Raw genomic sequence first — 11,016 nt, forward strand, 5'->3', positions numbered from 1 at the left:
GGCGCCGTCCCTGCCCCCTGCCTTTTGCCTGGCTTTCCGCCCCGCCCGCGCCCTGTCGGGGCCGCTCACCGCGATCACCGCCGTGATGAACCGCCTGTCCAGCGGCGACACCAGCGTCACCATTCCCGGCAGCGAGCGCCGCGACGAGCTCGGCACCATGGCGAAGGCGGTCGACGTGTTCCGCCGCGGCATGATCGAAACCACCTCGCTGCGCGACGCGCAGGAGGCCGACAAGGTGAAGGCGGCGGCCGACAAGCAGGCGTTGCAGCGGCAGATGGCCGACCGTTTCGAAGCCGACGTCAAGGGCATGGTCGCCGCCGTCGCGCAGTCGTCGGGCGCGATGCAGCGCGTCGCCAACGAGATCGCGACCAGCGTCAACGGCACCTCGGAACGGACCTCAGCCGCGGCCGCCGCGTCGGAGGAAGCGTCGGCCAGCGTCAACGCAGTCGCCGCCGCAACCGAAGAGCTGGCGTCCTCGATCACCGAGATCGGCCGCCAGGTCACCCATTCCAGCCGCGTCGCCGATGGCGCCGTGGCCAAGGCGATGGAAACCACCGAGATGGTGACGAGCCTCGCCGCGTCAGCCGAGAAGATCGGCGACGTGCTGCGCCTGATCAGCGCAATCGCCAGCCAGACCAACCTGCTGGCGCTCAACGCCACCATCGAAGCGGCGCGCGCCGGCGATGCCGGCCGCGGCTTTGCCGTGGTCGCCGCCGAGGTGAAGGACCTGGCGAGCCAGACCGCGAAGGCGACCGAGGAGATCGCCGGCCAGGTCGGCGCGATCCAGTCCGCCACCGGCAACTGCGTCAGCGCCATCGGCGACATCAGCGGCACCATCCGCGAGATCTCGGCCATCGCCACCGCGATCGCGGCCGCCGTCGAGCAGCAGGATTCGGCGGCGCGGGAGATCGCGCGCAGCGTGCAGCAGGCGTCCTCCGGGACCGGCGAAGTCTCCGCCAACATCGCCGGCGCGAGCGAGGCCGCCGGCCAGTCCCGCGCCCTCACCGGCAATGTGCTGGATACCTCCGGCCAGCTCGGCGATCACGCCTCCGCGCTGTCGCACAGCGTGGACACATTCCTTGCGGGACTGCGCAACGCGGCCTAAGCGGCGGCGCTCTATATGACCTTCAAGGCGCTGTGGTAGAGAGACGGGACGCGTCCTCCCACGGAGCCGCCATGCGCAAGCCGACAACATCGACTAGCAAGGTGACACGACGACCGCCGGCAAAATCGGCAGAAGCGCTGTTCGATGCGTACCCTGCCCCCGTCAAGGCGAAGCTGCTGGCAATACGGCGTTTGATCTTCGAGACCGCGAAGACGACCAAGGGCGTCGGTGCGCTGGAAGAGACGCTGAAATGGGGGCAGCCGAGCTACCTCACGCCGGAGACCGGCAGCGGCAGCACGGTCCGGATCGACCAGGTGAAGCCGGCCGCCGATCAGGTCGCGGTCTACTTCCATTGCCAGACCAATCTGGTCGAGACCTTTCGCGAGCTCTATCCCGAGCTCAGCTACAGCGGCAATCGCGCGATCCTGCTCGATGTCGCCGGCAAGCTGCCGGAGCCCGCGTTGCGCCATTGCATTGGGCTGGCGCTGACCTATCACCTGAACAAGAAGGCGTCGTAGGATGCGGTAGCGGCGGCGGTGCGCTCCCTCGCCCCGTTCTTACGGGGAGAGGGTTGGGGTGAGGGGCCGTCTCCACGCATTCTGTGACAGCTGCGTTCGCGGAGATCCCCCTCACCCGGAACGCATCTGACGATGCGTCATAGCCGAAGCTTTGCTTCGGCGTTCCTGGGAACGGCCGCCGGAGGCGGCCTACGCCTCTCCCCGCACGCGGGGCGAGGCGAAGCGGAGCCCGACGCTTGGGTTCGGGATAACTACGCCGCCGTCGCGACGCGCTGCGCCTTCAGCAGGCTGATGACCTCGGCGTTCGGGCGGGCGCGGCTGAACAGGAAACCCTGGCCCTCGTGGCAGCCTTCGGCGCGCAGGCAGCTCAGCTCGGCTTCGGTCTCGACGCCCTCGGCGGTGATGGTGACGCCGAGCCCCATGCCGAGGCTGACGATCGAACGCACGATCGCCTGCGCGTCCGGGTTCGCATCGAGGTCGCGCACGAAGGACTGGTCGATCTTGATCTTGTCGAACGGGAAGCTGCGCAGATAGCTGAGGCTCGAATAGCCGGTGCCGAAATCGTCCATCGACATCCGCACCCCGAGCGCGCGCAGCGCATGCAGCGTCGCCAGCACCTGGCTGCTCTTCTCGAGCAGCAGCGTCTCGGTGATTTCGAGCTCGAGCCGCCGCGCCGGCAGGCCGGATTGCCGCAGCGCGTCGGTGACCAGCGCCAGCAGATTGCCGGTGCGGAACTGCAGCGGCGACAGATTGACCGCAACGCGCACGTCGTCAGGCCATTGCGCCGCGTCCGTGCAGGCACGGCGCAGCATCAAGCTGCCCAACGGATTGATCAGGCCGGTCTCCTCGGCAACCGGAATGAACTCGCCCGGCGAGATCATGCCGCGCTCCGGATGCGGCCAGCGCACCAGCGCCTCGAGACCGGTGATGCGGCCGGTCGCAAGATCGACCAGCGGCTGGTAATAGGGCCGCAGGCCTTCGTTCTGGATCGCATCGCGCAGATCGATCTCGATCTTGCGGCGGCTCTGCGCGCGCGCGTCCATCTCCGCCTCGAAGAAGGAGAAGGTGCCGCGGAATTCGCTCTTGGCGCGCGACAACGCCATGTCGGCGCTCTTCAGCAGCTTTTCCGAATCCTCGCCGTCGCCGGGCGACATCGCGATCCCGATGCTGGCGCCGATCACCACCGAATGTCCCTCGAGCAGATAGGGCTCGCCAATCGCATCGAGGATCCGCCGCGCCAGCAGCACGGCGTCCTCGGGCCGCATCACGCCGCCCTGCACGATGGTGAATTCATCGGAGTTGAGGCGGGCCAGCGCGTCTTCATCGCGCAGCGTCGAGCGCAGACGCTTGGCGACCCCGCGCAGCAGCTTGTCGCCGATGCCGTGACCGAGCGTGTCGTTGACCGCCTTGAAATTGTCGAGGCCCAGCATCAGCACCGCGACCTTGTCGGTCGAGCGGCGGGTGTGTTGCAGCATCTCGTCCATCTGCTGGCGCAGCAGGTTACGGTTCGGCAGGCCGGTCAGGCTATCGTGCTGGGCCATGAAGGCGAGCCGCGCCTCGGCGCGCTTGCGCTCGGTGATGTCCATCAGCGCGAGCAGCATCGCCGGCTGGTCGCCATGCATCAACCGGCGCGAATAGATCGCAAGGTCGATCAGCGTGCCGTCGGCGCGCACATGCTTCCAGGTCCGCGCCGCCTGCTCGTCGCTGGTGCGGCCGGCCGCCCAGGGCAGCTCGGCATCGAACGCCTGCAGGCTCCTGATCGTCATCCGCTCGAATTCGGCACGGACGTAGCCATAATGCGCGATCGCGGCGTCGTTGACGGCGAGGATGCGCTCGCCGTCGAGCGCGCACAGGATCATCGGCACCGGATTGCCGTCGAACAGCAGACGGAACGACGCCTCGCGCTGCTTCAGCTCGGTGATGTCGACGCGCAGGCCGACGATGCCGCCATCCGAGGTCAGCCGCTCCTCGATCAGCACCACGCGGCCGTCGGCCAGCACCTGCTCGTGCCGCTCGCCCGGCTGGTACATCTTCTTGAGCCGCTCGGCGATCCATTCCTCCTCGCGGCCGGCCGCCTCGGGATAATCGCCGCGCGCGACGCCGATGCGGATGGTGTCTTCCAGGCGCGCACCGTGCTCGAACAGATCGGAGCTGCGCTTGTAGATTTCCGAGTATTTCCTGTTCCAGAGGGTGTAACGGCCTTCCGGATCCAGGAACACGATGCCTTGCGGGAGGATGTCGATCGCCTCACGCAGCCGCGCATTCGACTTGCGGGCCTCGGCGATCGCGGCCTCGGCCTGCGCGCGCTGGCGCACCAGTTCGCCGATCTCGACGCCGGGGCGGCGCAAACGGCTGGATACTTTCGGCATCGGCTTGGGCCGTCGGCCCCGAGGACGGGACAGTTTGGCCTGCTTCGGTTTCTTGATCTTCTTTGGCCGCATCATCGGTACCGCACGCCCCACGCGCATTCCAGTTCGGCAATATATCTGCGATAAGTCTCTGAAAAATTGGTATCTCTTGGCGAGTAGCTGCGCTGTTTGAGACATCGCAGCATGCCTGCTTTGCGGGCGCGTCCACACCGAACACCGGTGGCCTGCCATCCGCAGGCGGCACACAGCGCAGATTTGCAGCATGGAAGCGCCGGGGTGTGGTGAAGGAAGGGTAAATCGGCGCGCGACTGCACATTGGACGCGCCGAAAGCACTTCCAGCGCATCAATGTTGGCCAGCGTGTGACAGGGTTATCGCGGGGTTAAGGCGCGACCGGCCTCACCTCGTCTTGCAGCTAGTTGGTGATCTCGATCCGGGTACCGCCACTACCGTTGCGCTCGACCAGCCCATAGAGCTGTGCTGCGTGCGAGGGATGCAGGCGCACGCAACCATGCGAGACCGGGCCGCCGAGACGGGTGAGTTCATAGGTGCCATGGATGGCAAAGCCGCCATGGAAGAAGATCGCGTAGGGCATCGGCGAGTTGTAGTACTTCTTCGAGTACCAGCGGCGCGCCAGCATCTGCGGACGGAACACTCCACTCGGCGTGCCATAGCCGCGCCGGCCGGTCGACACCGGCCAATTCTAGCGTCTCGCGCCGTCGACGCTGACCGCCATGCGCTGAGATGATTTATCGATGTGAACCACGATGTCGGCTCGCGCCGGGGACAGCGCCAATGTCGACGCCGCAATCGCGGCGGCAAACGCCAGCCGTACGCAACATACGCTCGTCATAATAATGCCTACCCTGAAATTATTGTGCGCATGATGTCGCCTGCAACGCGTGCCTGTAAAGTGGCGTGGATCACATGGCAGCCCGGAAACCGCGGGTCATCTCGATCCGCCCTGTGGGCGATCAAGCGAATGGGATGAAGGCGCGGTCCGCCCGCTCCGAATCCATGCTAGCCTTGCGCAGACAGAGTGATCCGAATGACATCCCGCCTGCGTCTGATCCCGCTCCTGATGATCTCCGTCCTCGCCGCCTGCACCATCTCCGTGCGGGCGCAGGACAAGGGCTCGCTCAATCCGCAACCATTGCCGCCGCTCGCTAATCCCAACGATCCAACAATCGGGGCGAAGCAACTGTTCGCGCGCAAGGTGTTGCCGGCGGCGATGCCGACGCAATCGATCGGCGGCTACGCCAAGGGCTGTCTCGCCGGCGCGGCGCAGATGCCGCTCAACGGCGACACCTGGCAGGTGATGCGCCTGTCGCGCAACCGCTACTGGGGTCACCCCGCCATGATCGCGCTGTTGAAGCGGCTTGCCGCCAACGCGCACAAGGATGCCGGCTGGCCCGGCATCCTGGTCGGCGATATCGGCCAGCCGCGCGGCGGCCCCGCGCTGTCAGGTCATGCCAGCCATCAGATCGGGCTCGACGCCGACATCTGGCTGACGCCGATGCCCGATCGCAAATTGTCGCATGAGGATCGCGAGGAGATGTCGGCGGTGATGATGGTGCGCGACGACCGGCTCGATGTCGATCCGCGCGTCTTCACGCCCAGCCATGTGCTGGTGATCCGCGACGCGGCGCGGGAGCCGGCGGTGCAGCGCGTCTTCGTCAATCCGGCGATCAAGAAGGCGCTGTGCCGTGAGGCCAAGGGCGACCGCAGCTGGCTGTCGAAAATCCGGCCGTGGTGGGGCCACGACTATCACTTCCACATCCGCATGCGCTGTCCGTCCGGCAGCCCCGCATGCGAGGGACAGAAGCAGCAAGCGGAGGGCGAAGGCTGCAAGCCTTCCGATCTCGCGTTCTGGTTCAAGGATTCGGTGTTGCATCCGAAGCCACCGGCGAAGCCGCCGAAGCCGCGCCCGCCGATGACGCTGGCGCAGATGCCGGCGCCCTGCAAGATGGTGCTGAACGCACCCGACGCCAAGCAATAGCATCCATGCAATAACATCTTTGTCAGGCGGCTATGCCGGCCGGCTCGAACTGCGTTATGATCGCGTATCGTCGCGCCGCAAGCGCGTTCGAGCGATGGATCGGGGCCTCTGATCTAATTCATCCGTCACAATTGCATTGGACCAGTCATGCGCACATCGCTCCTCGCCGCATCGCTCCTGCTCGTCTCGGTTCCCGCATTCGCGGCGGAAGAACCGAGCGGCTGCGACAAGTTCAAATGGTCGATCGACCGCGCACGCGCCGCACTCACCGCGCCCGATCGCGCCAAGCTCGCCTCGGGCAGCGAGCAGACCGCATTGCCGTCGACCGCCATCACGCTGGCGCTGGTGGGCCCCGCCGATGCCAAATTGCCCTCGCCGCCGGAGCGCGCGCCGAAGGACGGCTCCTTCGCCGGCTTCACCAGCTTCAAGGCCGCGCCGAAGGCCGGGCTCTACACCGTCAGCCTCTCGGCCGGCGCCTGGGTCGACCTGGTGCAGGACGGGCATTTCCTGAAGCCGAAGGCGTTCAGCGGCGCGACCGATTGCGACGGCATCCGCAAGACCATGAAATTTGACCTCGCCGCCAGCCCGTTCGTGCTGCAGGTGACCGGCGCCAGGGAAAATTCGCTGTCGATCGCGATCCAGCCGTCGGATCAATAGGACGGCCTTTAGACAAGTAAGTCCCAGCCTGCTATGTTTGCAGTGCGATATCCCTGAGGACCGTAAGTCCTTCGGGGACCCGCGGAGCAGCGCTTCCGTCCGTCGCACCCAGACCCCACCAACGCCTGATTTGCGCGTGCCGTTCGCGCGCGAAGGCGCACGGAGCGCTTTCCATGTCACGACTTTCGATTTCGAGACTTGCCGGACTTCTCACCGTCTTCGTCATTTTGCTCGGCGCGATCCATTCGCCGGCGCGAGCCGAGGACAAGGCGCTCACCGTGTTCGCCGCGGCCTCGATGAAGAACGCGCTCGATGAGATCGACGCGGCCTATACCGCCAAGACCGGCATCAAGATCAGCGCCAGCTATGCCGCGAGCTCGGCATTGGCAAAGCAGATCGAGCAGGGCGCGCCGGCCGACGTGTTCGTCTCCGCCGACACCGACTGGATGGACTATGCGATCAAGCAGAAGAACATCAATGAGCCGACACGGGTTAACCTGCTCGGCAATTCGATCGTGCTGATCGCGCCGAAGGATTCCAGGATCGACAACGTCAACATCGGACCGGGCTTCGATCTCGCAAAGCTCGCCGGTGACGGCAAGATCGCCACCGGCGACGTCAAGGCAGTGCCGGTCGGCAAATACGCCAAGGCCGCGCTCGAGAAGCTCGGTGCCTGGCAGGCGGCGGAGCCGAAATTCGCGATGGCCGAGAGCGTGCGCGCGGCACTGACGCTGGTGGCGCGCGGCGAAGCCGTGCTCGGCATCGTCTATTCGACCGACGCCAAGGTCGAGCCGGGCGTCAAGATCGTCGGTACCTTCCCGGCCGACACCCATCCGGCGATCATCTATCCGGTTGCGGCGACGACGACCGCGAAGCCCGAGACCACCGACTACCTCACCTTCCTGCGCTCGTCCGCTGCGAAGACGATCCTCGAGAAGTACGGCTTCAAGTTCCTGATCAGCCCGACGACCTGATGTTCGAGATCTCGCCTACCGAATGGACGGCGATCCTGCTGTCGCTGCGGGTCGCCGTCATCGCAACGCTGGTGGCGACCCCGTTCGGGATCGCGCTCGCCTGGCTGCTGGCGCGGCGCGATTTCTGGGGCAAGTCGCTGCTGGATGCCGCCGTGCATCTGCCGTTGGTGCTGCCGCCTGTCGTCACCGGCTATCTGCTGCTGCTGACCTTCGGCAAGCGCGGCCTGGTCGGCGGCTGGCTGGCCGATCATCTCGGCATCGTGTTCGCATTCCGCTGGACCGGCGCTGCGCTCGCCTGCGGCGTGATGTCGTTTCCGCTGCTGGTGCGCCCGATTCGGCTCTCGATCGAGGCGGTCGACCGCCGCCTCGAGCAGGCGGCCGAGACGCTCGGCGCCGCGCCCTGGCGAGTGTTCGCAACGGTGACGCTGCCGCTGGCGCTGCCCGGCGTGCTGGCCGGCATGGTGCTCGGCTTCGCCAAGGCGATCGGCGAATTCGGCGCGACCATCACCTTCGTCTCCAACATCCCCGGCGAGACCCAGACGATTTCGTCGGCGATCTATTCGCTGATCCAGACACCCGACGGCGACACCGCCGCGGCGCGGCTCGTGATCATCTCGGTCGTGCTGGCGGTCGGCGCGCTGATCGCGGCCGAGGTCTTCGCGCGCCGCGCCACCGCGCGCCTGCACGGGCAATAGCGATGCTGCGCGTCGACATCAGCAAGCAACTCGGAGAGTTCGCGCTCGCGGCGTCGTTCACCAGCGAGGGCCGTGTCACCGGCCTGTTCGGTGCGTCCGGCTCCGGCAAGACGTCGCTGATCAACACCATCGCGGGACTGGTGCGTCCGGATCGCGGGACGATCGTGATCGACGGCGAGACGGTGGACGATACCGCGGCCGGCATCCACGTCCCGACCTGGCGCCGCCGCATCGGCTACGTCTTCCAGGACGCGCGGCTGTTTCCGCATCTCGATATCAGACAGAACCTCGATTACGGCCGCCGCATGAACGGCCTCGCTGAGGATCCCGCGCAGCACAAGCGCGTCGTCGACCTGCTCGACATCGGCGCCCTGCTCGACCGCCGCCCGGGAAAGCTCTCCGGCGGCGAGCGCCAGCGCGTCGCGCTCGGCCGGGCATTGCTGTCCAAGCCTCGGCTGTTGCTGTTGGACGAGCCGCTCGGTGCGCTCGACGAAAGCCGCAAGCTCGAGATCCTGCCCTATCTGGTCCGGCTGCGCGACGAGGCCGGCGTCCCCATGGTCTATGTCAGCCACGACGCGGCCGAGCTGCGCCAGCTCGCCACGCAGATCGTGATGCTGCGCAGCGGTCAGGTCACCGCGTTCGGCGGTGTTAAGGTGTTGACGGGAGGCACATAGCTAGCTGTTTTTCCGAAAGTCGGCATAAGATAGCCCATCTTACCTGCTAGGCCTGCGTCGGGACGACCGATCGGGCATGGGGAAAGGTGGATCGTGCGACTGACTGGCTGGGTATTGCTGCTGATCGGCGGACTGCTGTGCGCCACGATTTCGTGGGCCGCGCTCGGCTTCCTGCTGATGGGCATCGGCCTGATCTCGCTCCAGGTCGCCGAGCGGCGGCGCCGCCAGACGGATGGCACCTCGGGATTTACCCCTCCGCGCCTCAGCGCCGGGCTGCAGCCGCCGACCCTCGACCCGGGCCAGGATACAGGGCCCCAGCGTCAGCCTCGCCGGGTGGCTTGGCCCGACAAGAAAACGGACGCGCCCTACGACCGGGAGACCTACGACCGGGAGACTTGGCGCCGGCTGGTCGAAAGCGACCCCGATCTCGCCCAGCTCGCCAAGGTGCTGGCCGATTACGGCCCGCAATATGTCGACGAGCTGGCGGCCAGCTATCTCGCCGATCCCGACAAGAGCCGCCTGGGGACGATCGTCGACGGCATCATCGCGCGCGCCCGGGACAGTCAGCCGGCCTCGCCGCCTGCTCCGCCGGAAGGATCGCGGCCATCGCCGCCGCCCCCCCGGCCGGAGCCAAGGCAGGTGGCTGCCCCTCCGGCCAAGCCGGCGACTCCGCCGAGCAATCCCGCCGATGCACTGGAGGCGTCCCTGCTCGCCACGGTCGAGGAGGCTTCCGCCAGGATCGCCGCCGAACGCGCGGGTCTCTTCAAGCCTGGCAGGGAGCCTGCCAAGGCCACTGACAGCCGTCCGTCAACGGCGAGCCAGCGGGAACCGCTGTTTGGTCGAGCACCCCGGCACGCGAAGCCCGCCGAACCGCCGCCGATACCGGCTGCACCGCCCCCGATGCCGGCCGACACGCCCGCCGATCTCGAAGCATCGTTGATCGCCGCCGTCAGCGGCGCCGCGGCCCGGCGCGCCGACACGTCCAAGCCGATGCCGGAGCCAACGCCGCCCGCGAAGCGCGAGCCGGAGATCCGCGCCGTCGCAATCGACCCGCTGGCGCCGCCCGTACCTGCTCCGGCCGTCCAGACACCGTCTGCGAAAACACCGGCCGACAATCTCGACGAGACGCTGCTCGCGGCGCTGGCCGAGATTTCCGGCCTGAAGATCAAGGACGAGCCGAAGCCCGACGCTGCCTCCAAGGGCCCGCCCGCCGACGACGGCCTGTCCGACATGATCAAGAAGTTCGCCCCGGATTCGACCTTCCTGCGCAAGCAGTGACGCCGTGGCTCAGACGCCGGCGACCGACGCCCAGATATCGGAGAGCTTGCGCCGGACGGTCTGCATCCGCGTCTGCGGCACGACCTTGTCCTCTTCCTCCGGCAGGCGCAGGCCGACGACATTGACGCGGCCGCCGCTGATGCTGCGCGCGACCAGCACGATTTCATCGAGCGCGAGCTCAGCGCCTTCCTTCGGCGCACGGTCGAGATTGATGTCGAAATAGTCCGCGAGCGTCAGCTTGGCCTGATGCTCATCGACCTTGACGCCGTAGATCTCGGCGAGCTCGCCCAGCGTATGCTCGGCCGAGACCATGAAGTCGCCGAGCAAATGCGGGTCGGGCGCGCTCGACGGCGCCATGTCGACGAAGAAGCGATCGAGTGCCTCGGCGCGCTCGGGCGGCGCCAGCAGATAGATGTAGTCGCCAGGCGCGACCGGATCGGCCTCGACAGGCGTCAGGATCCGCTCGTCGCGGATCACCAGCGTCGGCTTCGACCAGGACGGGATCAGCCCGCGGCGGAAATAGAGGCTCTTCGGCCGCACCGGGTAGCCGACCAGCTGCTGTTCGAGCTGACCGGGCAGGTCCAGCTCGACGCGGCGCGGGCCGCGTTCGGCGCGCGGCAGCGCGACATGCAGCTTCCGCGCCGCCGGCGCCAACGTCCAGCCCTGCAACAGCAGCGAGATGATGACGACGACGAAGGCGACGTCGAAATAGAGATAGGCCTTCGACAGGCCGACCAGCATCGGGATC

General features: G+C 67.0%; 11 protein-coding genes. 8 read left to right on the plus strand and 3 right to left on the minus strand.

What is annotated here, in order from left to right; all coding sequences use genetic code 11:
- Window positions 1-1,105: methyl-accepting chemotaxis protein (locus FNJ47_RS40155; RefSeq protein ID WP_163161559.1), on the plus strand; the 1,105-nt coding region annotated here is incomplete at its 5' end.
- A 71-nt stretch (window positions 1,106-1,176) separates the two neighbouring features.
- Window positions 1,177-1,623, plus strand: a complete 447-nt coding sequence (locus FNJ47_RS40160; protein ID WP_163161561.1) for a DUF1801 domain-containing protein — start codon at window positions 1,177-1,179, stop codon at window positions 1,621-1,623.
- 251 nt (window positions 1,624-1,874) lie between these two features.
- On the opposite strand, the gene FNJ47_RS40165 is transcribed toward FNJ47_RS40160, so the two are convergent.
- Both FNJ47_RS40165 and FNJ47_RS51850 read right to left on the minus strand, forming a co-directional pair.
- Window positions 1,875-4,064 carry a putative bifunctional diguanylate cyclase/phosphodiesterase gene (locus tag FNJ47_RS40165; RefSeq protein ID WP_430649465.1) on the minus strand — a complete coding sequence of 730 codons (2,190 nt, stop codon included), beginning with the start codon at window positions 4,062-4,064 and terminating at the stop codon, window positions 1,875-1,877.
- Window positions 4,065-4,406: 342 nt separating this feature from the next.
- Window positions 4,407-4,685, minus strand: a complete 279-nt coding sequence (locus FNJ47_RS51850; protein WP_347341778.1) for a L,D-transpeptidase — start codon at window positions 4,683-4,685, stop codon at window positions 4,407-4,409.
- A 354-nt stretch (window positions 4,686-5,039) separates the two neighbouring features.
- Here FNJ47_RS51850 and mepA point away from each other — a divergent pair, with 354 nt between their 5' ends.
- The 6 genes from mepA to FNJ47_RS40200 all read left to right on the plus strand — a co-directional run bounded on the left by mepA (window position 5,040) and on the right by FNJ47_RS40200 (window position 10,268).
- A complete protein-coding gene (mepA, locus tag FNJ47_RS40175; RefSeq protein WP_430649464.1) occupies window positions 5,040-5,990 on the plus strand; it encodes a penicillin-insensitive murein endopeptidase in 951 nt (316 codons plus the stop codon).
- A gap of 147 nt (window positions 5,991-6,137) precedes the next feature.
- Entirely contained in the window at window positions 6,138-6,647 is a 510-nt protein-coding gene (locus FNJ47_RS40180; RefSeq protein ID WP_163161565.1) for a hypothetical protein, read from the plus strand.
- Window positions 6,648-6,820: 173 nt separating this feature from the next.
- Window positions 6,821-7,621, plus strand: a complete 801-nt coding sequence (gene modA / locus FNJ47_RS40185) for a molybdate ABC transporter substrate-binding protein (protein ID WP_163161567.1) — start codon at window positions 6,821-6,823, stop codon at window positions 7,619-7,621.
- Window positions 7,621-8,316: a molybdate ABC transporter permease subunit gene (gene modB, locus FNJ47_RS40190; RefSeq protein ID WP_163161570.1), complete on the plus strand. Its 696-nt coding sequence runs from the start codon at window positions 7,621-7,623 to the stop codon at window positions 8,314-8,316. Before modA ends, modB begins: the two co-directional genes overlap by 1 nt.
- A gap of 2 nt (window positions 8,317-8,318) precedes the next feature.
- Complete coding sequence (modC, locus tag FNJ47_RS40195; RefSeq protein ID WP_163161572.1) at window positions 8,319-8,990, plus strand: molybdenum ABC transporter ATP-binding protein; 672 nt, start codon at window positions 8,319-8,321, stop codon at window positions 8,988-8,990.
- 93 nt (window positions 8,991-9,083) lie between these two features.
- Window positions 9,084-10,268 carry a hypothetical protein gene (locus FNJ47_RS40200; RefSeq protein ID WP_163161574.1) on the plus strand — a complete coding sequence of 395 codons (1,185 nt, stop codon included), beginning with the start codon at window positions 9,084-9,086 and terminating at the stop codon, window positions 10,266-10,268.
- Between the two features lie 9 nt (window positions 10,269-10,277).
- Here the strand turns inward: FNJ47_RS40200 and FNJ47_RS40205 are convergent.
- Window positions 10,278-11,016 (minus strand): transporter associated domain-containing protein (locus FNJ47_RS40205; protein ID WP_283811356.1); only part of this gene is annotated, 739 nt, incomplete at its 5' end.

It is taken from the genome of Bradyrhizobium uaiense (assembly GCF_010811875.1).
GTDB lineage: Bacteria > Pseudomonadota > Alphaproteobacteria > Rhizobiales > Xanthobacteraceae > Bradyrhizobium > Bradyrhizobium uaiense.

Bases quoted from the DNA above. Each gene is read 5' to 3' on its own strand.
- FNJ47_RS40160 (WP_163161561.1), top strand. From the start codon at position 1,177: ATGCGCAAGCCGACAACATCGACTAGCAAGGTGACACGACGACCGCCG.
- FNJ47_RS40165 (WP_430649465.1), bottom strand. From the start codon at position 4,064: ATGCGGCCAAAGAAGATCAAGAAACCGAAGCAGGCCAAACTGTCCCGT.
- mepA (WP_430649464.1), top strand. From the start codon at position 5,040: ATGACATCCCGCCTGCGTCTGATCCCGCTCCTGATGATCTCCGTCCTC.
- FNJ47_RS40180 (WP_163161565.1), top strand. From the start codon at position 6,138: ATGCGCACATCGCTCCTCGCCGCATCGCTCCTGCTCGTCTCGGTTCCC.
- modA (WP_163161567.1), top strand. From the start codon at position 6,821: ATGTCACGACTTTCGATTTCGAGACTTGCCGGACTTCTCACCGTCTTC.
- modB (WP_163161570.1), top strand. From the start codon at position 7,621: ATGTTCGAGATCTCGCCTACCGAATGGACGGCGATCCTGCTGTCGCTG.
- modC (WP_163161572.1), top strand. From the start codon at position 8,319: ATGCTGCGCGTCGACATCAGCAAGCAACTCGGAGAGTTCGCGCTCGCG.